We start from the raw sequence: 24,062 nt of genomic DNA, 5'->3' as shown, positions 1-24,062 counted from the left end.
TTTGCGCCGCCGCCCCCGTTCGGGGGACGCGGCCTCTCCCTGTGTCCCTCCCTCCAGACATCACACGCATCATGCGCGTTCCTGCGCGCATTCCCGCGCGCATTCCCGCGCGCAATCGCAGCGCGCGGAATGTTGACAGCGTTTAATTCATTCAAGAAAGCTTTCAATATGCCTGCCTGAAACCGGCGGGGATAATTGCCCCTTCCTGGCTATCGTGCCGTGCTACGGCAGCGGATTACGCCAAGATCGGCCGCGCGATCCGCAAGCTGTTCGAAGAGTATGTGGAGAAGTACAACGCAGCGACGGGGAGCAAGGCGAACAAGAACGTCGTGAAGAAGTAAGCCTTCGTTGGCGTGCGCTGGGGCCCGGCATGTTGCCGGGCCTTTTTTATGCGTTGCCGCGCCCCGCCTGGCGCCTCACCGAGATTCGACGAATGCGAGTACCGTGGCCAGCATGCCTTGCAGCGCCGGCTGCAGCCCCGCCGACCGCGCCTCGTCATAGGCGAACGGATAGGTCTCGCTCATGTACGCACACTGCGACAGCTCGAGCTGCACCGCATGCACGCCGTCTTGCGGCTTGCCGTACTGGCGCGTGATATAGCCGCCCTTGAAGCGCCCGTTGAGCACCGCGGTATGGCCGGGCACCGCACTCGCCAGCTCGAGCAGCTGGTTCGCCAGCCCCGCGTCGCAGCTCTCGCCATTGGCCGTGCCGAGGTTGAAATCCGGCAGCTTGCCTTCAAAGAAACGCGGCAGCAACGAGCGGATCGAATGCGCGTCCCACAGCGCGACGGTGCCGTGATTGGCCTTCAGCCGCGCCAGTTCCGCAGCCAGCGCCTCATGGTACGGACGCCAGATCGCGTCGCGGCGCGCGGCGATTTCCGCGTCGTCGGGGCCGTTGCCGCCATCGGCGTACAGCGCCGTCTTGTCGAAGGTATCGACCGGGCACAGGCCGGTGGTGTCCTGGCCGGGATACAGGTTGGCATTGTCGGGCGGGCGGTTCAGGTCGACCACGTAGCGCGAATGCGTGGCGACCAGCACCGACGCGCCGAGTTCGCGGGCGAAACCGTAGAGGCGTTCCAGGTGCCAGTCGGTGTCGGGCACGGTGCGGGCCTCGGCGGTGAGGCGCTGCGAGACCGAGGCCGGCAGGTGCGTGCCGACGTGCGGCATCGATACCAGCAGCGGGCGCGTGCCGCGATGCAGGGTGAAGGCGGGAGTATCGGTGAAGAAGGACATGTTCTTTGCAATGCGTTGGGCGGTACCCGGATTTGTCGCGTGTTTGGTCGCGAATTTGGTCGCGAATTTGGTCGCGTATCAGTCGGCCAGCAGGCTGGCGCGGGCGGCGATGAACTGCCGCGCGGCTTCGGCTTGCAACGCATGCGCGCCATGCTGCACGCGGCTGCGGCCGGCGGTGCGGACCTCCGCTAGTGTCTCATGACCGTGGTTCGCGAACACGTGGGTGGCCAGCGCCTGCGCGCCGTCGAGACCGGCCAGCGTCGGGTGGGCACCGTCCAGCACCACGAAGTCCGCCTGCTGGCCAGGTGCCAGCCCGGTTACGTCGCGTCCACTGGCGCGTGCGCCACCCGCCACCGCTTCGAGATAGAGGCGGTCGGCCACCTGCAGGTGGGTATCCGAGGCCAGCACGTTGCGCTGCTGCAGGCCCAGCCGCTGGCCGTACTCGAACAGGCGCAGATCCTCCGCCACGCTGACGCTGGCATGGCTGTCCGAGCCGATGCCCCAGGCGCCATGCTGCGCGAGGTAAGGCGCCGCCTCGAACACGCCGTCGCCGAGGTTCGCTTCGGTGGTCGCGCAGATGCCGGCCACGGCGCCGCTGTGCGCAAGACGCCGGCGTTCGTCCCAGTCCATGTGCGTGGCGTGCACCAGGCACCAGCACGCGTCGACGTCGACATGATCGAACAGCCATGTCACCGGGCGCGTGCCGGACCAGGCGATGCAGTCGTCGACTTCGCGCTGCTGCTCGGCGATATGGATATGGACCGGCGCCTGCGCATCGATCGCCTTCAGCCCCGCCAGCGCATGCAGCAGGCTGTCTTCCGGCACCGCGCGCAGCGAATGCGGCGCCAGCCCGAGGCGCGCGCCGGCCTGCGCGCACACGGGCGACAGCCGCTCCAGCAGCCGCAGCATGGCGTCAGTGTCGTGCAGGAAACGGCGCTGCTCGGACAGCGGCGGCTTGCCGCCGAAGCCGGCGGTCTGGTACAGCACTGGCAACAGCGTCATGCCGATGCCGGTGCGCTGCGCCGCGCGCAACAGCCGCAGCGACATTTCGGCGGCGTCGGCATAGGGCTTGCCGTTGGCATCGTGGTGGACGTAGTGGAACTCGCACACGCTGGTATAGCCCGCGCGCAGCATCTCGATATAAAGCTGGGTGGCGATGGCTTCCAGCGTGTCGGGCGAGATCCGCTGTGCGAAGCGATACATCAGCGTGCGCCAGCTCCAGAACGAATCGGCGCCGGCGGGACTGTCGCCCTGCGGGCGGCTGCGGTATTCGGTCAGGCCGGCAAAGCCACGCTGGAATGCGTGCGAATGCAGGTTGGGCATGCCCGGCAGCACCGGGCCCGCGGCGCGCGGCACGTCGGCACTTGCGGCGGCACCGGCCCGCACGGTGGTCAGGCGGCCCGATTCGTCCCAGGCGAGCAGCACATCGCGCGCCCAGCCTGCGGGCAGCAGGGCCCAATCTGCGAACAGCTGCGATGCGCTCATGGCTGTGCCTCCGCTTTTGCCCCTTCTTGCGCCGGATATACGCGCCCTTGCCGCACGACCGCGGCAGCAGGATTGCGGCCGAACCAATACGCCAGCTCCGCCGGCGAATCGACACGCCACAGCACGAAGTCGGCCACCCGCCCCGCTTCCAGCGTGCCGTGGCGGTCCGCTGCGCCCAGCGCGCGCGCCGCATGCAGGGTCACGCCGGCCAGCGCTTCGGGCACCGTCAGGCGGAACAGCGTGCAGGCCATATTCACCATCAGGAGCAGCGACGTCACCGGCGACGTGCCGGGGTTGTGGTCGGTCGAGATCGCCATCGGCACCCCATACTGGCGCAACAGCGCGATCGGCGGCAGGTTGGTATCGCGCAGGAAATAGTAGGCGCCAGGCAGCAGCACCGCGACCGTGCCGGCTTCTGCCATCGCGGCGACGCCGGCCTCGTCGAGATGTTCGAGATGGTCCGCCGACAGCGCACGATGGCGTGCCGCCAGCGCCGCGCCACCGAGGTTGCTGAGCTGCTCGGCGTGCAGCTTGACGCGCAGGCCGTGGCGCGCAGCGGCATCGAAGACGCGTTCGGTCTGTGCGATCGAGAAGCCGATCGATTCGCAGAAGGCATCGACGGCGTCGACCAGCCCTTCTTCGGCCAGCGCCGGCAGCATGGTGCCGCATACCAGGTCGATGTAGTCATCGGCGCGTCCCGCGTACTCGGGCGGCAGCGCATGCGCACCGAGGAAGGTGGTGTGCACCGACACGCCGAACTGCTCGCCCAGGCGGCGCGCCACGCGCAGTTGCTTGCGCTCGGCTTCCAGGCTGAGGCCGTAGCCGGACTTGATCTCGATGGCAGTCACGCCTTCGGCCAGCAGCGGTTGCAGGCGCGCGGCGGCCTGCGCGAACAGCGTGTCTTCGTCGGCGGCGCGGGTGGCGCGCACGGTCGAGACGATGCCGCCGCCGGCGCGCGCGATTTCCTCATAACCGGCACCGGCCAGCCGCATCGCGAACTCGTCGGCGCGCTGGCCGCCGTAGACCAGGTGGGTGTGGCAATCGACCAGTCCCGGCGTGATCCACGCGCCGTTGGCATCGTGGCGCGGCAGGCTGCGGCAAGACTGTGGCAATTCGCCGGCAGCCCCGAGCCAGGCGATCCGGCCTTGTTCGACCACGAGGGAGGCATCGCGGATGGCGCGCGCCGGGTCGGCATCGGGCAACAGGTGGCAGTTGTGCCAGACACCGTCGGCGCTGGCAGGGTTGGTGGCATTGGCGGTGCCGGGTACGGAAGGCAGCGTCATTGGTCGGACTCCATTTCCAGCGTGACACACAGGCACAGCGCGTCGCCGGCGCCTGGTACAAAGGCTTGCCCGCCAGCCGGTCCGCCGGCGGGATACAGCACGCCCTGCCCCGCGTCCAGCGCGACGGCCGGCTGCGCTTCCTGCGCCAGCCAGGTGCCGGACACGGCAAGCAGGCAAACGGTATCGGCACCGGTGCTGACGGCAAACCCCTGGCGGAAGGCTTCGATGCGCGCGCGGCAGCGGCCACGCCGCGTCATCACGTTGAAGTCGCGCGTGGCGCCATCGAGCAGCGCGGCCTGCAGGCCGGTGTCGCCCGGGAATGCAAACGGTGCGCCCGGCTGGACCAGCCGATGGCTGAAGCTGCCATCGTCGGCGCGCAGCAACACGCCGGCGCCGTCGAGCAGCACGATCTGGCGGTCGATGCCGGGGAAGGCGGAGAACGGGCCATCGGCTTCGATATCGGCCACGCTCAGGCGCCACACGAAATCATCCATGCCGGCACCCGGCGGCCACACCGCGATCTCGCGCGTGTTGCCGCCGCCGTTCTTCCAGCGCGTCGGCTCGATGGCGGCTAGCGCGAAGTGCCGCGACATCACGGTGCTCATACGCCCTTCACCATCGGCAGGTTCAGGCCCTTTTCCTGCGCGCATTCGATGGCGATGTCGTAGCCCGCATCGGCATGGCGCATCACGCCGGTGGCCGGATCGTTCCACAGCACGCGCTCGATGCGCTTCGCGGCTGCATCGGTGCCATCGCAGACGATCACCACGCCCGAGTGCTGCGAGAAGCCCATGCCGACGCCGCCGCCGTGATGCAGGCTGACCCAGGTGGCGCCGCCCGCGGTGTTCAGCAGCGCGTTCAGCAGCGGCCAGTCGGACACGGCATCGGAACCGTCGCGCATCGCTTCGGTCTCCCGGTTGGGCGACGCCACCGAACCGCAGTCCAGGTGGTCGCGGCCGATCACCACCGGCGCCTTCAGCTCGCCCGACTTCACCATCTCGTTGAAGGCCAGGCCGGCGCGGTGGCGCTCGTCCAGGCCCACCCAGCAGATACGCGCCGGCAGGCCCTGGAAGGCAATGCGGTCGTGCGCCATGTCAAGCCAGCGGTGCAGGTGCTTGTCCTCGGGGAACAGCTCCTTCATCTTGGCGTCGGTCTTGTAGATATCCTCGGGATCGCCCGACAGCGCCACCCAGCGGAACGGGCCCTTGCCGCGGCAGAACAGCGGGCGGATATAGGCCGGCACGAAGCCGGGGAAATCGAAGGCATTGCGCACGCCTTCGTCGAACGCGACCTGGCGGATGTTGTTGCCGTAGTCGACCGTCGGCACGCCCAGCTTCTGGAAATCGAGCATGGCCTGCACGTGCTTGACGATCGACGGGCGCGCCGCGGCTTCCACCGACTTGGGATCACGCTTGCGTGCTTCTTCCCACTGCTCGACTGTCCAGCCTTGCGGCAGGTAGCCGTTGACCAGGTCGTGCGCCGAGGTCTGGTCGGTGACGATATGCGGACGCATGCCGCCGGCCTGCGCGCGCGTGGCCAGTTCCGGCACGATGTCAGCGGCGTTGCCGAGCAGGCCAACGGAGATTGCTTCCTTCCTGGCCGTGGCCTCGGCAATCATCGCCAGCGCCTCGTCCAGCGTGGTGGCCTTCTTGTCGAGGTAGCGCGTGCGCAGGCGGAAGTCGATGCGTGATTCCTGGCACTCGATCGCCAGCACGCAGGCACCGGCCAGCACGCCGGCCAGCGGCTGCGCGCCGCCCATGCCCCCAAGGCCTGCGGTCAGGATCCACTTGCCCGACAAATCGCCGTCGTAATGCTGGCGGCCGGCTTCGACAAAGGTCTCGTACGTGCCCTGCACGATGCCCTGCGTGCCGATGTAGATCCACGAGCCCGCCGTCATCTGGCCGTACATCATCAGGCCGGCGCGGTCCAGTTCATTGAACTTGTCCCAGGTAGCCCAGTGCGGCACCAGGTTGGAGTTGGCGATCAGCACACGCGGCGCATCCGGGTGCGTGCGGAACACGCCGACCGGCTTGCCCGACTGCACCAGCAGCGATTCGTCCTCGCCCAGGCGGCGCAGGCTGTCGAGGATGGCGTCGAAGCATTCCCAGTTGCGCGCGGCCTTGCCGATCCCGCCGTACACCACCAGGTCCTGCGGACGCTCGGCCACGTCAGGGTCCAGGTTGTTCTGGATCATCCGGTAGGCGGCTTCGATCAGCCAGTTCTTGCAGTGCAACTGGGTGCCGCGCGGGGCGCGGATTTCGCGCTGGCCACGCTGGAGGGATTGGGATTCGGGTGCGTTCATGTGTTTGTTCTCCTTTGGATGGCGCTGGTGGCGCGATCAGACCGGTGTCGTGGCGACTGGTACGTCGTCGGCTTTCGGATACGCTGGCCCCCACTCCCCGGCCCCTCTCCCGCGCGGGAGAGGGGAGCAAACCGCAGGCCTCTCCAACACTGTCTGGGGTCTCCCCTCTCCCGCTTGCGGGAGAGGGGCGGGGGTGAGGGCCGGCGTATCAACTTGCGTTGGTCGGCAAGATCTCCCGAACGGCAGCGGGCCACCCCGCCCCCGCATCGCCCTGCACCACCCACTGCTTCATCGCTTCAATATCCGGCGCCAGGTAGCGGTCGCCTTCCACAAAATCCACCCGCGCACGAATGCGTGCCAGTTCCTGCTCCACCAGCGGCGACGACTTCAGCGGGCGGTGGAACTCGATACCCTGTGCGGCAGCCATCGCCTCGATGCCGACCACCACCGCGGTATTGGCCGCCATGTCGCCCAGCCGGCGCGCGCCGTAGGTGGCCATCGACACATGGTCCTCCTGGTTGGCCGAGGTCGGCAGGCTGTCCACGCTGGACGGATGCGCCAGCGACTTGTTCTCCGAGGCCAGCGCGGCCGCGGTCACCTGCGCGATCATGAAGCCCGAATTCAGACCGCCATCGCGCACCAGGAACGGCGGCAGGCCGGACAGGCCGGTATCGAGCAGCAGCGCCAGCCGGCGCTCGGAAATCGCACCGATCTCGGCGATCGCCAGCGCAATGATGTCGGCGGCGAAGGCCACCGGCTCGGCGTGGAAATTACCGCCGGAGACCACGTCGCCCTGTTCGGAAAACACCAGCGGGTTGTCCGACGCGGCATTGGCCTCGATCTGCAGGATGCGCGCGGCGTGCTGCAGGTTGTCCAGGCATGCGCCCATCACCTGCGGCTGGCAGCGGATCGAATACGGGTCCTGCACACGGCCGCAGGCCTTGTGCGAATCGACGATCTCGCTGCCATCCAGCATCGCGCGCACGGCGCCAGCCACGGCGATCTGTCCGGCCTGGCCGCGGGCCTCATGGATGCGGGCGTCGAACGGCTTGACCGAGCCCTTGATCGCTTCCAGCGACAATGCGCCCGCCACCAGCCCGGCGGCGAAGGTGTCTTCGGCCGCGAACAGGCCCGCCAGCGCCAGCGCGGTCGACACCTGCGTGCCGTTGAGCAGCGCCAGGCCTTCCTTCGGGCCCAGTTCGAACGCCTTCAGGCCAGCACGGGCCAGGCCTTCGGCGGCCGGCACGCGCTTGCCGTCGACCAGCACGTCGCCCACGCCGATCAGCGTGCACGACATATGCGCCAGCGGCGCCAGGTCGCCCGAGGCACCAACCGAACCCTTGGCCGGGATGCACGGCGTCACGCCATGGTTGACCAGCGCCAGCAATGCCTCGATCAGTTCCGGACGAACGCCCGAATGGCCGCGCGCCAGGCTGACCGCCTTGGTGGCCAGGATCAGGCGCACCGTGTCTTCGGCCAGGTCCGGACCGGTACCGACGCTGTGCGACAGCACCAGGTTGCGCTGCAACTGCGCCAGCTTGTCATTGGGGATGCGGGTCTGCGCGAGCTTGCCGAAGCCGGTGTTAATGCCGTAGACCACGGCGTCGGCGTCGATGATGTCCTGCACGGTGGCCTGGGCCGCGCGTACGCCGGCCCAGGCGGAATCGGCCATGGCCACGCGCACTTCGCCGCGGTAGATGCGGCGCAGGTCGGCCAGGGTGACTTGGCCCGGCTGCAAGGTCAGCAGCGGGCGGGAGGCTTGGTCGTATTGGCTCGCAGTCATTTGTATGTTCCTGTCTATACAGCTTAGGCTAAAAATTGAACCAAAGGCCGATCTCACGAGAGGATCAGCCGAAAGCGGGGTTGCCGTCGGCGCGGAAGCGGCTGCCGAGGCGATAGCGGTTGCCCGGATGCAGGCAGCGAACGAAAGTCACTGGCACGCCATTGGTCCATGTGCGGCGGGTCAGCATCAGGCATGGTTGCGTTGGCGGCATTTCCAGCTGCGCGGCCTGCTCCGGCGTGGCGGCAATGGCATCGACCACGTGCTCCACCTGATCGTAGGGCACGTGGCGCAACAGGTATTCGCCCGGCTGGGTCGCGCTGAAATCCTGGCTGATGAAGTCCGGCGCCACGCGCGGGTTCACGTAGCGGTCCTCCAGCTGCACCGGCACGCCGTCTTCGCGATGCACGCAGACCGAATGGAACACCGATTCGCCGGTATGCAGCTCCAGCGCGGCGGCCACCTCGATCGACGCCGAAACCCGCTCGACCAGGATCACGTCGCAGGCATAGTCATGCCCGCGCATGCGGATCTCGTCCTGCAAGTTGACCACGGACAGCAGCGTTGACTGCGGCTTGTGCTCGGCAACGAAGGTGCCGACGCCGGCGACGCGCACCACCCGCCCCTGCTCCGACAGCTCGCGCAGCGCCCGGTTGACGGTCATGCGCGAGACGCCGAAGCGGTTCACAAGCTCCTGTTCCGACGGCACCCGGTCCCCCGGCTGCCACGCGCCGCTCTGGATCTGGCGGGCGATGTACTCCTTCACCTGCTGGTAGAGCGCGGTGGGAGAGGAAGCTGGAGTGGCGGAGCCGACGGCGTGGTTCATGGCGTTTCAGTGCTCGGCCGCGGCAATGGCCTCGGCGCGGATTTCCTCGGTCAGCCGCGCCTTGAGCGCGGAAAACTCCGGAGAGGTCTTGATGGTGTAATGGCGCGGATGCGGGAAATCGACCGCGATATCGCTCTTGATCCGACCCGGCCTGGCGGAAAACACCGCCACCCGGTTGGCCATGAAAATGGCCTCGTCGATATCGTGGGTCACGAATAATACCGTCTTGCGCGACGCTTCCCATATGCCGAGCAACAACTCCTGCATCAGCACGCGGGTCTGGTTGTCGAGCGCGCCGAACGGTTCGTCGAGCAGCAGGATCTTGGGATCGTTGGCCAGCGCCCGCGCGATCGCGGTGCGCTGCTGCATGCCGCCCGACAGCTGCTTCGGGTAATGGTGCTCGAAGCCGCGCAGCCCCACGCGCTGGATGAAGAAGTCGCTGCGCTCCTTCTGCTCCGCCGCGCTCATGCCGCGCTCGCGCAGCCCGAAGCGCACATTCTGCTCGATCGTCAGCCATGGGAACAGCGTGTACGACTGGAACACCATGCCGCGGTCGGCGCCCGGATCGGTGACCGGCTGGCCGTCGAGCAGCACCCGGCCGGTGGAAGGCGTGTCGAGCCCGGCCACGATGCGCAGCAGCGTGGACTTGCCGCAGCCCGACGGACCCAGGATGGTGACGAAGTCGTTGTCGCGCACTTCGAAATCGACCGGCTGCAGCGCCAGCGTCTGCCCGCCGCTCGGGTTGGAGAAGGTACGCGAAACCTGCTGGATGGAAAGTGCGCTCATTGGATCGAACTCCACGGGAACAGGCGCTGGTTGGCGCGCTTGAAGACAAGGTCGGAGACCAGCCCGATGCAGCCGATCACGATGATGCCGAAGATGATCTGCCCGGTATTGAGCAGCGCCTGGCTGTCGGTGATCATGTGCCCGATGCCCGACGAGGAGCCGATCAGCTCGGCCACGATCACATAGGTCCAGGCCCAGCCGAGCACCAGCCGCAGGATCTCGGCGATCTCCGGCGCAGCGCCCGGGATCAGCACGCGGCGCACGATGCCGGCGCTGTTGGCGCCCAGCGTGTAGGCCGCCTCGACCAGGTCCTTGCGCGCGCCGCCGACAGCCACCGCCACCATCAGCACGATCTGGAAGAACGAACCGATGAAGATCACCAGCAGCTTCTGCGTCTCGCCGATGCCGGCCCACAGGATCAGCAGCGGAATAAAGGCAGACGCCGGCAGGTAGCGGCAGAAGGAGACAAAGGGCTCGAAGAACGCCTCGGCCGCCTTGTACGCGCCCATGAAGATGCCCAGCGGCACCGCGATCACCGCCGCCAGCACAAAGCCGCCGACCACGCGCCACACCGTCATGCCGATGTCGCCGATGAAGTTGTGCTCGGTGAACAGGACCAGGCCCTCTTTGGCCATCGTCAGCGGATCGGCCAGGAACGTGCGCGGCACGAAGCCGCCCAGCGTCACCACGGCCCACACACCGAAGAACAGCACGAAGAAAGACAGGCCCAGCATCCAGCGCGTATTGGGCTGGACCGGCACCAGCGGTGCCAGCCAGGGATGGCGCCGGCGCGCCGGTGCCGTGGGGGCGGACACCGCCGCTGCGGGCGCGTGGGAACCGATTCGGGCTTGCGTCATGACGTCACGCCTCCTTGCGACTGCTCTGCTTACTTGAGGAAACGCGCGTCATACAACGCCGTCACGTCGGGCACCTGGCGGATCACGCCGATGTCCATCAGCACGCCAGCCGCTTCCTTGCTGAAGCTGGCGAGTTCACCGGAGAAGAACTTCTTGTTGGCCTCGCGATCCTGCCAGCGCAGGTAGGCGGCCGACTTGGCGAACTGCTCGGCGGACTGCTTGACCGCGGCGCCCATGATCTCATTGGCCTTCGCCGGCTCCTTCTGGATCATTTCCAGCGCCTCGAAGTAGCTGTCGACCAGCGCCTGCGCCGCCTTGGGGTTCTCCTTGAGCCACTTGGGCGCGCAGCCCAGCGTGTCGGTCACCATCGGGTAGTCGAGCGTGGTCGCCAGGATCTTGCCCTTGTCCGGATTCTGCCGAACGGTGGACAGGTACGGCTCGTAGGTCATTGCGCCGTCGTTCTGGCCGGCCACGAAGGCCTGCGCGGCCGCCTGCGGCGACAGCGTGGTGGTCTTGACGTCCTTGAGCGACATGCCGTTCTTCTTCAGCATCCAGGCCAGCCCGAAGTACGGCGCGGTGCCCGGCGCATCGACGCCGATGGTCTTGCCCTTCAGGTCGGCAAAGCTCTTGACGTCGCCGCGCACGGCCAGGCCGTCGGCGCCGTAGGACTTGTCGAGCTGCACGATCTGGGTGATCGGCACGCCGTTGGCGTTCCAGGCCACATGGGTTTCGACGGTGGTCGCCGCGCACTGGATCGCCCCGGCGGCCAGCGCCAGGTGACGGTCCTTCTGCGGGATCATCTTGATGTCGACCTCGACGCCGTTCTTCTTGAAGATGCCGGCCTTGTCGGCCAGCGTCAGCGGCGCGAAGCCGGTCCAGCCGCTCATGCCGAGCGTGACCTTGGTGGTCTGCGCGTGGCCGGCGCCGGCCATGGTGACTGCCGCGGCAAATAGCGCGGCCTGCATTGCCTTGCGGCCACGAACCCTGCCTTGAATCCTGCCCTGCATGCGGCTTTCCATCCTCATCGATACGCTCCTTTGGTGTGTCCGTCGACGGCAGGCCATGCTTGTGGCGCGCTCGTTTTCGGGCATTAAACAATGCCTGTATATACAAGTCAATGTAGGGCTTCCACCAAGGGACTTGACGTCACATCACCGCAGGAATCGGCGGCACTGCACGGATGTACCAACGAATACAACGGTGCCTCGGCTTGCCTCGGGTGCAGGAAGCACCGCGTTGGCGCGCTGGAAGTGTTGCTGTATAGACAGGATTGAAGTGACGGCAGGATGAGCAAACCCCGTGCCAAGGGCACGGGATGCGACCGCGGGCGCGGTCAGGCGTCGAAGAAGGAGGCGACCGTGGGAAAGCGCAGCCGCAGCCGCAGCTCGCGCTTCAGGCGGCGGTTGTCGAGCCGGCGCGACTCGCTCATGAAGCTCAGCAGCGTCGGCTCGATTACGTCGCGCGCCTGGCCGCGCGTGATGCGCGGCGGGCGCGGCAAGCCGCGGCGGTCAGCCACCAGGTCGAAGTAGTCGGCCATGCGCAGCTCGGTATCGTCGCTGGCGTGGACCACGCGCTGCGGGCGGCCGCGGAACAGCGCGGCAACCATGATGCGGGCCAGGTCGTCGGCATGGATATGGCTGGTGTAGACGTCGTCCTGCGGCACCAGCGCGGGCGTGCCGCGCTTGAGCCGGGCCACCGGCAGCCGCTCGGCGGCATAGATGCCCGGGATGCGCACGATGCTGGTGCGCCAGCCGGCAGCGCGGCCAAAGGCGCGCACCGCCCCCTCGGCGGCCACGCGGCGGCGCGCGCGCGCCGTCTGCGGACGCACGGCATGGAATTCCGACACCCGCGCGCCCTGCCGGTCGCCGTAGACGCCCGAGGTGCTGGCGTAGACAAAGGCGGGGCGGCGAAGGCCCCGGTCGGGTAGAATGGCGGGCTCGCCGCCAGGCGTGCCGCCCTGCCGCCAGGCCTTGCGGCGCAAGGCGGCGAGCAAGGCACGCGTACGCGGATCGCCCTCGCCCTGACCGGGCGGCGGCGCCAGGTCCAGCACCTGCGTGGCCAGCCCCCGCAGCCGTGCCAGCGTCACCGGCCGGTCCAGGTCCGCCACCAGCGGCACCGCACCGGCCGCGCGCAGTTCGGCGCGGCGCGCCGGCTGCGACGTGACGGCAAACACGCGCATGCGCGACGACAGGATTCGCAGGCAGCGCGTCCCCACATCCCCGCACCCGACGATCAACAGGCGCGGACGGCCCAGCCGGCGGCTGGGGACCGGGAGAACCGGCAGGAGCGGGAGGCGCGAGGGCTGCAGCATCGACTGAATTTTGCTCATAGACCGATTATGGCTTATCAAGTAACCGTCATGCCCAGTGGCCACAAGTTCGAAGTGGCCTCGGACGAAACCATCCTCGGCGCGGCCCTGCGCCACAGCATCGGCCTGCCCTACGGCTGCAAGAACGGCGCCTGCGGCTCGTGCAAAGGCCGCGTGCTGGAAGGCACCATCGTGCAGGGCGACCACGCCCCGGCCGCGCTGACCGCGCAGGAAAAGACCGAGGGCCGCGCACTGTTCTGCTGCGCCAACGCGTCGTCCGACATTACCATCGAATGCCGCGAAGTCCACGGCGCCGGCGACATCCCGATCAAGAAGGTGCCGTGCCGCGTGACCACGCTGGAACGCCTGGCCGACGACGTCATCGCGATCAAGCTGCAGCTGCCCGCGACCGAGCGCATGCAGTACCTGGCCGGCCAGTACGTGGAATTCCTGCTGCGCGACGGCAAGCGCCGCAGCTATTCGATCGCCACGCCGCCGCACGAAGACGGCCCGATCGAGCTGCATATCCGCCATATGCCGGGCGGCGCCTTCACCGACTACGTGTTCGGCGCCAAGGAAGGCGCCCCGGCGATGAAGGAACGCGACATCCTGCGCTTCGAAGGCCCGCTGGGCAGCTTCTTCCTGCGCGAGGAATCGAATGCCCCGATCATCCTGCTGGCTTCCGGCACCGGCTTCGCCCCGATCAAGGCCATCGTCGAGCATGCCGCCTACACCGGCATCACGCGCCCGATGACGCTGTACTGGGGCGGCCGCCGGCCCAAGGACCTGTACATGCACGCGCTGGCCGAGCAATGGGCGCGCGACCTGCCCAACTTCAGGTACGTGCCGGTGGTCTCCGACGCGCTGCCGGAAGACAACTGGCAGGGCCGCACCGGCTTCGTCCACCAGGCCGTGATCGCCGACCATCCCGACATGTCGGGCCACGAGGTCTACGCCTGCGGCGCGCCGGTGATGATCAACGCCGCGCGCGGCGACTTCACCCGCCAGTGCAAGCTGCACGAAGACGCGTTCTTCGCCGACTCGTTCACCTCCGAGGCCGACATGCACCCGGCCACGCCGGCAGCACCTGCTGCTTGACCAGCCCGGCCGGCACGCCGTTCCGTCAGCGCAACAATGCCCGGGTCCGCCAAAATTGGTTTTGACACCCGGGCGCATGCACCTTATATTTGCCCGCATGCATACGACCTTCAACCGACGCCGCAGCTTCCGTACGTCGCTCCCCGCTGGGGTGCCGCGCGGCTGACCGTCGACTGCGTCTGTTCAGGTCAACGAGCCACGGGCAACCCCCGTGGCTTTTTGTTTTGCCGCGTTTTTCGCTTGTTTCCCCGCTTGTCCGTCCATCGTTCTAAGCCGACCCCTGGAGTCCGCCATGGCATTTGCTGAGTTTCCCGTCCAATCCCTGATGTACATCACCAACCGGCCCGAGCTCGTCTTCACCGAAGGCAAGGGCTCCTGGCTGACGGACCACAACGGCAAGCGATACCTGGACTTCGTGCAGGGCTGGGCGGTCAACTGCCTGGGCCACTCCAACCAGGGCATGATCGACGCGCTGGTCGAGCAGTCGCAGAAGATCATCAACCCGAGCCCGGCGTTCTACAACGAGCCGATGCTGCGCCTGGCCAGGCAGCTTACCGACCACAGCTGCTTCGACAAGGTCTTCTTCGCCAACAGCGGCGCCGAAGCCAACGAAGGCGCGATCAAGCTGGCGCGCAAATGGGGCCGCAAGCACAAGAACGGCGCCTACGAGATCATCACCATGGATCACAGCTTCCATGGCCGCACGCTCGCCACCATGAGCGCGTCGGGCAAGGCCGGCTGGGACACCATCTTCGCGCCGCAGGTGCCGGGCTTCCCCAAGGCCGAACTGAACGACCTGGCCTCGGTCGAGAAGCTGATCACCGACAAGACCGTCGGCATCATGCTGGAACCGGTGCAGGGCGAAGGTGGCGTGATTCCCGCCACGCGCGAGTTCATGCAGGGCCTGCGCGCACTGGCCGACAAGCACAAGCTGCTGTTCATCGTCGATGAGGTGCAGGCCGGCTGCGGCCGCTGCGGCACGCTCTTCGCGTACGAGCTGTCGGGCGTCGAGCCGGACATCATGACGCTGGGCAAGGGCATCGGCGGCGGCGTACCGCTGTCGGCGCTGCTGTGCAAGGCCGAAGTTGCCAGCTTCGAGGCCGGCGACCAGGGCGGCACCTACAACGGCAACCCGCTGATGACCGCTGTGGGCAGCGCCGTGATCGAACAGCTGACCGCGCCGGGATTCCTCGACGACGTCAAGGCCAAGGGTGAATACCTGAAGGAACAATTGCTGGCGCTGTCGGCCGACTTCGGTTTGGGCGGCGAACGTGGCGAAGGCCTGCTGCGCGCGCTGCTGCTGGACAAGGACATCGGCCCGCAACTGGTGGAAGAAGCGCGCGACATGGCGCCGCAAGGCCTGCTGCTGAACGCGCCGCGCGCCAACCTGCTGCGCTTCATGCCGGCGCTGAACGTTACGCGCGAAGAGATCGACCAGATGATCGGCATGCTGCGCACGCTGCTGAAGAAGCTGGCCTGATCCTTCAGGACCTGCAGATGGCAAAAAGCCTCGCATTGCGCGAGGCTTTTTGCTTTGCAGCCTGATCAGCGATCAGCGCCGCAGAGGAGTGAGGGAGAGGGCCAGCACCACAGAACCCGCACACACCGGCCGAGCCGGCCCGCGCGGGGCCCCGCGGCAAGGGGAAAGGCCTTGCGCCTGCGAGCGCCCGCCCTCTCCCTCACCCCTCTTGCGGCAGCGGGGTTGCCGGAATGGGAGCGGCGGCGCGCCGCTTACTCGCCCAGGTAGGCCGCCCGCACCTTGGGATCGTCCAGCATCTGCCTGGCCTCCCCGCTCATGGTGATCAGCCCGGACTCCATCACGTAGCCGCGGTGCGCGGCCTGCAGCGCCAGGCGCGCGTTCTGCTCGACCAGCAGCACGGTCACGCCCTGCCCCGAGATATCGCGCACAACCTCGAAGATCTTGTCGACCATGATCGGCGACAGGCCCATGGACGGCTCGTCCAGCAGCAGCACCTTGGGCTGGCTCATCAGCGCGCGCGCCATCGCCAGCATCTGCTGCTCGCCGCCGGACATGGTGCCCGCCAGCTGGTTGGCGCGTTCCTTCAGGCGCGGGAAGATGCCGAACATGCGGTCGACGTCGGCCTTGATGCCGGCCTCGTCGTTGCGCGTGTAGGCGCCCATCTGCAGGTTCTCGGTGATGGTCATGCGCGCGAACACGCCGCGGCCTTCCGGCACCATCGCCAGCCCCTGCTTGAGCAGCGTGTAGCTGGGCACACCCTTGATCGACTTGCCCATGTACTCCACGTCGCCGCCGGCCCAGCCCTGCAGGCCGGTGATGGCCTTCATGGTAGTGGTCTTGCCGGCGCCGTTGGCGCCGATCAGCGTGACGAGTTCACCGTCCTTGATTTCCAGGTCGATGCCCTTGACGGCCTGGATGCCGCCGTACGCGACCTTCAGGCCGGAGATCTTCAGTACTGTCTGTTTCATTGCCGGTTGTGTCATTGCATTGCCTCCCGCCATCAGTGCGCCGAAGTGCCGAGGTAGGCCTCGATCACCGCGGGGTTGTTCTGCACCTCGTGCGGCAGGCCCTGGGCAATCACCTTGCCGTAGTCCAGCACGGTCAGGCGGTTGCACAGCCCCATCACCAGCTTTACGTCGTGCTCGATCAGCAGGATGGTCCTGCCATCGTTCTTGATCTTGTCGAGCAGGCCGCGCAGCTCGACCTTCTCGGTCGCGTTCATGCCCGCGGCCGGCTCGTCCAGCGCCAGCAGCTTGGGCTCGGTCGCCAGCGCGCGGGCGATCTCCAGCCGGCGCTGGTGGCCGTACGACAGGTTGCGCGCGGTGAAGTTGGCGTACTTGCCGATGCCGACATAGTCGAGCAGATCATGCGCCATGTCCTCGATGCCCTCTTCCTCGCGGCGCACCGCAGGCGGCCGGAAGATCGCGCCGAACAGGCCGGCCTTGGAGCGCACGTGGCGCCCGACCATCACGTTCTCGAGGGCGGTCATCTCACCGAACAGGCGGATGTTCTGGAACGTGCGCGCGATGCCAGCCTTGGCCACTTCATGCACGGCCGTCGGCTGGTAGGCCTTGCCGCCCAGCACGAACTCGCCCGAATCCGGCGTGTACAGGCCGGTGATGACGTTGAAAAAGGTAGTCTTGCCGGCGCCGTTGGGACCGATCAGGCCATAGATCTCACCCGGCTTGATCTGCAGGCCCACCTCGGACAGTGCCTGCAGGCCGCCGAATCGCTTGTTGACCCCCTGTACCGACAGGAGGAAATCGTTGTTGCTCATGTTGTCCTCCTGGTCAGAAACGGCCCACGCTGCCCGCACGGCGCACCACCGGGCGGTCTTCCTTGCGCGGCGACGGCCAGATGCCTGCCGGGCGGTACAGCATGACGCCAACCAGGGCCAGGCCGAACAGCAGCTGGCGCAGCACTTCGGCATCCACGATGACATGGCCGAACAAACCGGTCTGCATCGGCTCCGCCACCACTCGCAGCAGTTCCTGGAAACCCACCAGCAGGATGCCGCCCAGGATCACGCCCGGGATATGCCCCATGCCGCCGAGCACCACGATGGCCAGCACGTAGATCGATTCCCACAGCGTGAACGATTCCGGCGACACGAAACCCTGGAACGCGCCGAACACCGCGCCCGAGGCGCCGCCGAACGATGCGCCCATGGCAAAGGCCAGCAGCTTGATGTTGCGGGTGTTGATGCCCATCGCCTTGGCCGCGATCTCATCCTCGCGGATTGCCACGAAGGCCCGGCCGATACGCGAAGTCTGCAGCCGCAGGCACACGAACACGATCACGATGACCAGGAACACCAGCAGGTAGTAGTACATGAACACCGGCGAGAACTTCAGCCCGAAGATCTCGTGCGACTTGGAAAAGTCGAAGCCGAAGATATGGACCGGGTCCACCGCCGTGATGCCCTTGGGCCCGTTGGTGATGTTCACCGGACGGTCCAGGTTGTTCATGAAGATCCGGATGATCTCGCCGAAGCCCAGCGTCACGATGGCGAGATAGTCGCCGCGCAGCTTGAGCGTTGGCGCGCCCAGCAATACGCCAAAGGTCGCGGCCACCAGGATTGCCAACGGCAATACAAACCACATCGACAGGTGGATGCCGGTGGGAAACAGTTGGTGGATCCACTCGAACTGGTTCGCCAGGTGCGGCGAACCCAGCAGCGCCATCATATAGGCGCCCACCGCGTAGAACGCGATATAGCCCAGGTCAAGCAGGCCGGCAAAGCCCACCACGATGTTCAGGCCCAGCGCCAGCATGATGTACAGCAGCGCAAAGTCGAGCACGCGGACCCAGTAGTTGCCGCCCAGGGTCTGGACGATGAACGGCGCGCACAGCGCGACCACCAGAAAGCCGATCAGTGCGGCCAGGGTCTTGGCCGGCACCTTCGTCGGAGCCGCGACGGCGGCCGTGGATGGAATCGGGGTATTCATGGATTCGCTCTCCTCAGGCGCGATCCGCCACGCGTTCGCCCATGATGCCGGACGGACGGAAGACGAGCACGGTGATCAGTACGATGAAGGCGAAGACGTCCTGGTAGTTGGAGCCGAACACGCCATTGGTCAGGTCGCCGATATAGCCGGCACCCAGCGCCTCGATCAGGCCCAGCAGCATGCCGCCGACCATCGCGCCCGCAAGGTTGCCGATACCACCCAGCACCGCGGCGGTGAACGCCTTCAGGCCCGGGATAAAGCCCATGTAGAAGTGGGCGTTGCCGTAGTTGGTGGCCATCATCACGCCGGCCAGCGCCGCCAGCGTGGCGCCGATCATGAAGGTGGCGGAGATGACAAAGTTGGGATTCACGCCCATCAGGCCGGCCACCTTCTGGTTCTCGGCGGTGGCGCGCATGGCGCGGCCGAGCTTGGTGCGGTTGACCAGCGCGAGCAGGCCCGACATGACCATCACGGCCAGGCCGATGATGACCATTTCCTTGCCGGTGATGGTGGCACCGGTCGTGCCAATGTCGATCGGTTCCGACGGCAGCAGTTGCGGGAAGGTCAGCGGGTTGCGCGACCAGATCAGCATGCCGATCGTCTGCAGGATGATGGACACGCCGATCGCGGTAATCAGCGGGGCCAGCCGTGGCGCATTGCGCAAGGGCCGGTAGGCGATACGCTCGATGGAATAAGACAGTACTGCGCAGACCGGCATCGCAATCAGCGTTGCGATCACCAGTGTCAGCCATTCGGGCAAGCCGGGGGCAAACTTCTGCAGACCAAGAATCGCTGACAGGGCGGTCAGCGCGCCGATCATCAGGACATCGCCGTGGGCGAAGTTGATGATCCCCAGAATGCCGTAGACCATGGTGTAGCCCAGTGCGATCAGCGCATAGATGCTGCCAAGCACCAGACCGTTCACGATCTGCTGGATAAAGATATCCATGAAAACTCCTGCTTCAGTCCCTTACCTGACGGCATGGTGTGGATGCCGGGGGGGACATTGATGTGGTGATGGGTAACGTTGCGGAGGTTGGGTTGCTGGTAAGCGGCCCGCCATGCTCCATCCAGGGTAAGGATGCTTCTACATTAGGCGAGGCTAAAAAGAACGGCACCGCAAAATACTCACGGTGCCGTTCGGATGGGCCGGTAAGCCCAGATTACATCTTCACCACGTCGAGGACGGACTTCTTCTTGTCCTTGTACTCGTACAGCGTGATGGTGCCTTCCTTCATGTCGCCCTTATCGTCGAAGGCGATGTTGCCGATCACGCCCTTGTAGTTGGTCTTGGGCATTTCGGCCAGGATGGCTGCCGGTTCGGTCGAGTTGGCGCGCTTCATGGCATCGACGATGACCATCACCGCGTCATACGTGAATGGCGCGTAGATCTGCACCGGGGCGTTGAAGCGCGCCTGGTAGCGTTTGGAGAAGTCCGCGCCCTGCTCCATCTTCGACAGTGCCAGGCCGGCCTCGGAGCAGATAATGTTGGTCACGGCATCGCCCGCCAGCTCGGCCACCTTGTCGGTACAGACGCCGTCGCCGCCGACGATCTTGGCGCCGATGCCCAGTTCCTTGGCCTGCTTGGCGAACGGACCGCCCGTGGCATCCATGCCGCCGTACATGATCACGTCCGGCTTCTTGCCCTTGATCTTGGTCAGAATGGCCTTGAAGTCGGTGGCCTTGTCGTTGGTGGCTTCGCGCGCCACCACGTTCACGCCGGCGGCCTTGGCGGTCTTCTCGAACTCGTCGGCCAGGCCCTTGCCGTAAGCGGTGGCATCGTCGACGATCGCCACGCTCTTGGCATGGAGGGTCTTGCTGGCATAGTTGGCCAGTGCCGGGCCCTGCTGGGCGTCGGTGGCCACCACGCGGTAGGTGGTCTTGAAGCCCTGCTTGGTGTAGTCCGGGTTGGTGGACGAGGGCGAGATCTGCACGATGCCGGCATCGCTATAGATCTTGGAAGCCGGGATCGACGTGCCCGAGTTCAGGTGGCCGACCACGGCCACGACCTTGGCGTCGACCAGCTTTTGCGCCACGGAGGTGCCGGTCTTCGGATCGGCGGCGTCATCTTCACCGACCAGTTCCAGCTTGATCTTCTTGCCACCGACCTCGAGGCCGGCCTTGTTGACTTCTTCCACGGCCAGGCGGGCGCCGTTTTCGTTGTCCTTGCCAAGGTGCGCGATACCGCCGGTCAGCGGGGCCGCGTGGCCGATCTTGACGACGGTCTCGCCACCGCCCGCGGCAGGGGCTGCTGCGGCCGGCGCCGAAGAGGCCGCATCCGCCGGCTTCTCTTCCTTCTTGCCGCAAGCTGCTACCAGCGCCACTGCGGCCGCGATCGGCAGAATCTTGGCAAACGTGATTTGCATGAGTGATCTCCTAGGATTCACAAAAACAGGGATTTGCAACGCCTCCCGGACGTTTCCCTGGACCGCCTTTGTTTAGTTTCAATTTGAAACGCGCGCATTGTATCCCCTTTCTTTGCAGATGCAATACGCGACGCAACAAGTCGACCGATTTACCCTTCAAATGAGCTAGGGAATTTCCCCAATGCACAAATTGGGGCAATTCCCGCTCACATGGCGGGACCGCCTCACATTCTTACAAGAATCGTGCCTGCACCATCCTGGCGGCAGGATTAGGCGAGCGGTGCGCCATATAATAGGCCTTAATTAATTAGGCATTTCATTTCAAATGCTACGCACCGATCTCTAATGTGCAGAATGTAGCGCCGCACCATAATAGGGAAAACCCCAGTTACGGGGATTACCCCTATTTCTCGGCGCACCAAACACGCAGGTTATTCGCGCACCAATGGCATCGCACCGATTATGTGCACCGCGCGTCATAAGCTCGCAGTCGCCGCCGCCCGGCAAGCGCAAAAAAAAAGCGCCGCATTTGTGCGGCGCCCTTGTCATCAGAGCAGGGAGGCGCGGGCCTGGCCCGCCGTTGTCGCTCAGGCGGCGACGCTGGCTGGCATCAATCCCCGCGGCAGGGGGAACGCCATGTTTTCCTCGATGCCCTCCAGCGCCCGCACCTGGCGGGCACCGAGTGCGCGCAGGCGGTCGACGATCGACTGCGCCAGCGCCTCGGGGGCCGAGGCCCCGGCGGTCAGGCCGATGCGGCGCTTGCCGGCAATCCATTCCGGGCGCACCTGCTCCGGCGCATCGACCATGTAGGCCGGCACGCCCAGGCGCTGCGCCAGTTCGCGCAGGCGGTTGGAGTTGGAGCTGTTGGGACTGCCAACCACGATCACCACCTCGACCTGCGGCGCCATGAACTTGACCGCATCCTGGCGGTTCTGCGTGGCATAGCAGATATCCTGCTTCTTCGGCTCGCGGATCTGCGGATAGCGGGCCTTCAGCGCGGCGACGATCTCGCGGGTCTCGTCCACCGACAGCGTGGTCTGGGTCACGTAGGCGAGCCGCGCCGGGTCCGCGATCTGCACTGTGGCGACGTCATCGACCGTCTCGACCAGCACCATGCCGCCGTTGGCCTGGCCCATGGTGCCTTCGACCTCGGGGTGGCCGCGATGGCCGATCATCACGATCTCGCAACCTTCCGCACGCATCTTGCCGACTTCGACATGCACCTTGGTCACCAGCGGGCAGGTTGCATCGAACACGTGCAGGCCGCGCGCGGCGGCGTCCTCGCGCACTTCGCGCGACACGCCATGCGCGCTGAAGATGACGGTGGCGCCGGCGGGCACCTCGTCCAGCTCGCGCACGAACACCGCGCCCTTGCTGCGCAGGTCGGCCACCACGTAGGCGTTGTGCACGATTTCATGGCGCACGTAGATCGGCGCGCCGAAGCGCGCGAGCGCACGCTCAACGATCTCGATGGCGCGATCCACGCCGGCGCAGAAGCCGCGCGGCTGGGCCATCAGGATTTCGGCTTCGGGTGCGGTGGTCAGGTCTGTCATGCTGCGTATCTGGACAGGAGTCGGCACGTTGGCGCAATCAGAGGATGCCGATCAGCTGCACGTCGAACAGGATGGTCTGTCCGGCCAGCGGATGGTTGAAGTCGAACAGCGCCGCGGTCTCGCCGATTTCCTTCAGCACGCCCGCGTACTTGCCCCCGCCGGGTGCGTTGAACTCAACCAGGTCGCCCGGGTTGTAGTCTTCCTCGAACGAGCTGTTCTCGCGCAGCGTGGAAAGCGATACCCATTGCAGCAGTTCGGGATTGCGCGGTCCGAATGCGTGCTCCGGCGCGAGGCGGTAAGTCATGCGCTCGCCTTCCGGCATGCCCAGCAGCGCCTGCTCCAGCGTAGGCGCGAGCTGGCCCTGGCCGAGCAGCAGCGTGGCGGGCTTGTCGTCGAAGGTGCTGACGACTTCGGTGCCATTCTCCAGCGAGATGCTGTAGTGCAGGGTCAGGAAAGAGTCGGCCAGGACAGTCTTGCGGCCAGCCGTGCCGCCGTCGGCTTCCGACGCGAAAGTTTGCAAATTCATGGGTGATCAACCGAGGAACAACCCGTATTGTATTCGACTGGCCCATCGCTCGCCGTGCCGAAGCCGCATACCCCTTCTACCCCTTCCAGTTCTCCGGCCGGCGGTCCAACCTGAACACCCATGACCATAGCCAATTGGCCTGCCTGCGAGCGGCCGCGCGAAAAACTGCTGGAATGCGGCGCCGCCGCCCTGTCCGACGCCGAACTGCTGGCGGTGTTCCTGCGCGTCGGCGCGGCCGGCAAAAGTGCCGTCGACCTCGCCCGCGAGCTGATGCACCGCTTTGGCTCGCTGACCGCCTTGTTCGCGTCCGAACCCGGCGCGCTGGCTGGCATCAAGGGCATGGGCACGGCCAAGTACGCACAGCTGCAGGCCATTCCCGAACTGGCGCGGCGCGCGCTGGCCGAATCACTGCGGCTGCCGGCCGGCTTCGACTCGCGCGCGGCGGTGCACAATTACCTGCGCCTGACGCTGGCCTCGCTGCCGCATGAGGTATTTCTGTGCCTGTTCCTCGACACGCGCAACCGCATGATTGCCTGCGAAGAACTGTTCCGGGGCACCCTGACGCGCACTGCCGTCTATCCGCGCGAGGTCGCCCGCCAGGCGCTGGTGCACAATGCCGCCGGCGTGATCGTTGCGCACAACCACCCCTCCGGCACCACCGCGCCGAGCCAGAGCGACGTGCACCTGACCCGCGAACTGGCCCGGACGCTCGAACTGATCGACGTGCATCTGCTCGACCATTTCATCGTGGCCGGCCAGGAAATCCGCTCGCTGTCCGATGGTTGCGAGTGCCTGCCCGGAGTGTGACGCCTGCCGCACAGTGCTGGACGAGACACAACACACGCCCGTCAACGTACGGAAGGCATTGATTCGCCGGAGGATTCCGGTCTATAATTTACGTTTCACTGAAGTCCCAACCGCTGCAGTCCGGGCCCGCGCGCCTTTTGTTGATCTGTTGCGAACATTGTCCACGAATAAGATTTAGGAGTGCTTCATGGCACGCGTCTGTCAAGTGACCGGGAAAGCGCCGATGGTCGGCAACAACGTTTCCCACGCAAACAACAAGACCAAGCGCCGTTTTCTGCCCAACCTGCAGAATCGTCGTTTCTTCGTTGAATCCGAAAACCGCTGGGTGAGCCTGCGCGTCTCGAACGCCGGCCTGCGCCTGATCGACAAGAAAGGCATCGACTCCGTGCTCGCCGACCTGCGCGCACGTGGCGAAGTCTAATTAG

The 24,062-nt window shown here is 66.2% G+C and carries 22 protein-coding genes; 4 read left to right on the top strand and 18 right to left on the bottom strand.

Features of this window, described 5'->3' with window-relative positions:
* Positions 1-416 precede the first annotated feature (416 nt).
* From hutG to J8I82_RS15530, 11 genes are all read right to left on the bottom strand, one after another.
* On the bottom strand, positions 417-1,232 hold the full coding sequence (gene hutG, locus J8I82_RS15580) for an N-formylglutamate deformylase (RefSeq protein WP_209758958.1): 816 nt from the start codon (positions 1,230-1,232) through the stop codon (positions 417-419).
* Positions 1,233-1,310: 78 nt separating this feature from the next.
* Positions 1,311-2,717, bottom strand: a complete 1,407-nt coding sequence (locus J8I82_RS15575) for a formimidoylglutamate deiminase (RefSeq protein ID WP_209758956.1) — start codon at positions 2,715-2,717, stop codon at positions 1,311-1,313.
* Entirely contained in the window at positions 2,714-4,000 is a 1,287-nt protein-coding gene (gene hutI, locus J8I82_RS15570; RefSeq protein ID WP_209758954.1) for an imidazolonepropionase, read from the bottom strand. Before hutI ends, J8I82_RS15575 begins: the two co-directional genes overlap by 4 nt.
* Positions 3,997-4,605, bottom strand: a complete 609-nt coding sequence (locus J8I82_RS15565; RefSeq protein WP_209758952.1) for a HutD/Ves family protein — start codon at positions 4,603-4,605, stop codon at positions 3,997-3,999. Before J8I82_RS15565 ends, hutI begins: the two co-directional genes overlap by 4 nt.
* On the bottom strand, positions 4,602-6,302 hold the full coding sequence (gene hutU / locus J8I82_RS15560) for a urocanate hydratase (RefSeq protein ID WP_209758950.1): 1,701 nt from the start codon (positions 6,300-6,302) through the stop codon (positions 4,602-4,604). The genes J8I82_RS15565 and hutU overlap by 4 nt, the downstream gene beginning before the upstream one ends.
* 208 nt (positions 6,303-6,510) lie before the next feature.
* Positions 6,511-8,085, bottom strand: a complete 1,575-nt coding sequence (hutH, locus tag J8I82_RS15555) for a histidine ammonia-lyase (protein WP_209758948.1) — start codon at positions 8,083-8,085, stop codon at positions 6,511-6,513.
* A 64-nt stretch (positions 8,086-8,149) separates the two neighbouring features.
* Positions 8,150-8,908 (bottom strand): histidine utilization transcriptional repressor HutC, encoded by a 759-nt coding sequence (gene hutC, locus J8I82_RS15550; protein ID WP_209758946.1) that lies wholly within the window; start codon positions 8,906-8,908, stop codon positions 8,150-8,152.
* A gap of 6 nt (positions 8,909-8,914) precedes the next feature.
* Complete coding sequence (locus tag J8I82_RS15545; protein ID WP_209758944.1) at positions 8,915-9,694, bottom strand: ABC transporter ATP-binding protein; 780 nt, start codon at positions 9,692-9,694, stop codon at positions 8,915-8,917.
* Positions 9,691-10,551 carry an ABC transporter permease gene (locus J8I82_RS15540; RefSeq protein WP_209758942.1) on the bottom strand — a complete coding sequence of 287 codons (861 nt, stop codon included), beginning with the start codon at positions 10,549-10,551 and terminating at the stop codon, positions 9,691-9,693. Before J8I82_RS15540 ends, J8I82_RS15545 begins: the two co-directional genes overlap by 4 nt.
* A 29-nt stretch (positions 10,552-10,580) precedes the next feature.
* Positions 10,581-11,516, bottom strand: coding sequence for an ABC transporter substrate-binding protein (locus J8I82_RS15535; RefSeq protein WP_431831553.1), 936 nt, complete (start codon positions 11,514-11,516; stop codon positions 10,581-10,583).
* Between the two features lie 368 nt (positions 11,517-11,884).
* Positions 11,885-12,880 carry an NAD-dependent epimerase/dehydratase family protein gene (locus tag J8I82_RS15530; protein WP_209758938.1) on the bottom strand — a complete coding sequence of 332 codons (996 nt, stop codon included), beginning with the start codon at positions 12,878-12,880 and terminating at the stop codon, positions 11,885-11,887.
* 9 nt (positions 12,881-12,889) lie between these two features.
* On the opposite strand from J8I82_RS15530, the gene J8I82_RS15525 reads away from it, so the two are divergent.
* Positions 12,890-13,957 (top strand): CDP-6-deoxy-delta-3,4-glucoseen reductase, encoded by a 1,068-nt coding sequence (locus J8I82_RS15525; RefSeq protein ID WP_209758936.1) that lies wholly within the window; start codon positions 12,890-12,892, stop codon positions 13,955-13,957.
* A 292-nt stretch (positions 13,958-14,249) separates the two neighbouring features.
* Positions 14,250-15,437: an acetylornithine transaminase gene (locus J8I82_RS15520; RefSeq protein WP_209758934.1), complete on the top strand. Its 1,188-nt coding sequence runs from the start codon at positions 14,250-14,252 to the stop codon at positions 15,435-15,437.
* A 251-nt stretch (positions 15,438-15,688) separates the two neighbouring features.
* On the opposite strand, the gene J8I82_RS15515 is transcribed toward J8I82_RS15520, so the two are convergent.
* From J8I82_RS15515 to J8I82_RS15485, 7 genes are all read right to left on the bottom strand, one after another.
* Positions 15,689-16,405, bottom strand: a complete 717-nt coding sequence (locus tag J8I82_RS15515) for an ABC transporter ATP-binding protein (protein WP_209758932.1) — start codon at positions 16,403-16,405, stop codon at positions 15,689-15,691.
* 32 nt (positions 16,406-16,437) lie between these two features.
* Positions 16,438-17,214 (bottom strand): ABC transporter ATP-binding protein, encoded by a 777-nt coding sequence (locus tag J8I82_RS15510; RefSeq protein ID WP_209758930.1) that lies wholly within the window; start codon positions 17,212-17,214, stop codon positions 16,438-16,440.
* 13 nt (positions 17,215-17,227) lie between these two features.
* A complete protein-coding gene (locus J8I82_RS15505) occupies positions 17,228-18,385 on the bottom strand; it encodes an ABC transporter permease subunit (protein WP_209758928.1) in 1,158 nt (385 codons plus the stop codon).
* Positions 18,386-18,398: 13 nt separating this feature from the next.
* On the bottom strand, positions 18,399-19,334 hold the full coding sequence (locus tag J8I82_RS15500; protein ID WP_209758926.1) for a branched-chain amino acid ABC transporter permease: 936 nt from the start codon (positions 19,332-19,334) through the stop codon (positions 18,399-18,401).
* A 214-nt stretch (positions 19,335-19,548) separates the two neighbouring features.
* Positions 19,549-20,751 carry a branched-chain amino acid ABC transporter substrate-binding protein gene (locus tag J8I82_RS15495; RefSeq protein ID WP_209758924.1) on the bottom strand — a complete coding sequence of 401 codons (1,203 nt, stop codon included), beginning with the start codon at positions 20,749-20,751 and terminating at the stop codon, positions 19,549-19,551.
* Between the two features lie 587 nt (positions 20,752-21,338).
* Positions 21,339-22,304, bottom strand: a complete 966-nt coding sequence (gene ispH, locus J8I82_RS15490) for a 4-hydroxy-3-methylbut-2-enyl diphosphate reductase (RefSeq protein ID WP_209758922.1) — start codon at positions 22,302-22,304, stop codon at positions 21,339-21,341.
* A gap of 37 nt (positions 22,305-22,341) precedes the next feature.
* Entirely contained in the window at positions 22,342-22,830 is a 489-nt protein-coding gene (locus J8I82_RS15485; protein ID WP_209758920.1) for an FKBP-type peptidyl-prolyl cis-trans isomerase, read from the bottom strand.
* Between the two features lie 120 nt (positions 22,831-22,950).
* Here J8I82_RS15485 and radC point away from each other — a divergent pair, with 120 nt between their 5' ends.
* The gene (gene radC / locus J8I82_RS15480) at positions 22,951-23,637 is read left to right on the top strand and encodes a RadC family protein (RefSeq protein WP_209758918.1); all 687 of its coding nucleotides are present in this window, start codon (positions 22,951-22,953) and stop codon (positions 23,635-23,637) included.
* A 187-nt stretch (positions 23,638-23,824) separates the two neighbouring features.
* Positions 23,825-24,058: a 50S ribosomal protein L28 gene (gene rpmB, locus J8I82_RS15475; RefSeq protein ID WP_006575661.1), complete on the top strand. Its 234-nt coding sequence runs from the start codon at positions 23,825-23,827 to the stop codon at positions 24,056-24,058.
* The last annotated feature ends 4 nt before the right edge of the window (positions 24,059-24,062 follow it).

The sequence above is a fragment of the Cupriavidus consociatus genome (assembly GCF_017814975.1).
GTDB classification, from domain to species: domain Bacteria; phylum Pseudomonadota; class Gammaproteobacteria; order Burkholderiales; family Burkholderiaceae; genus Cupriavidus; species Cupriavidus consociatus.
This window is presented reverse-complemented; position numbering and strand designations above follow the sequence as displayed.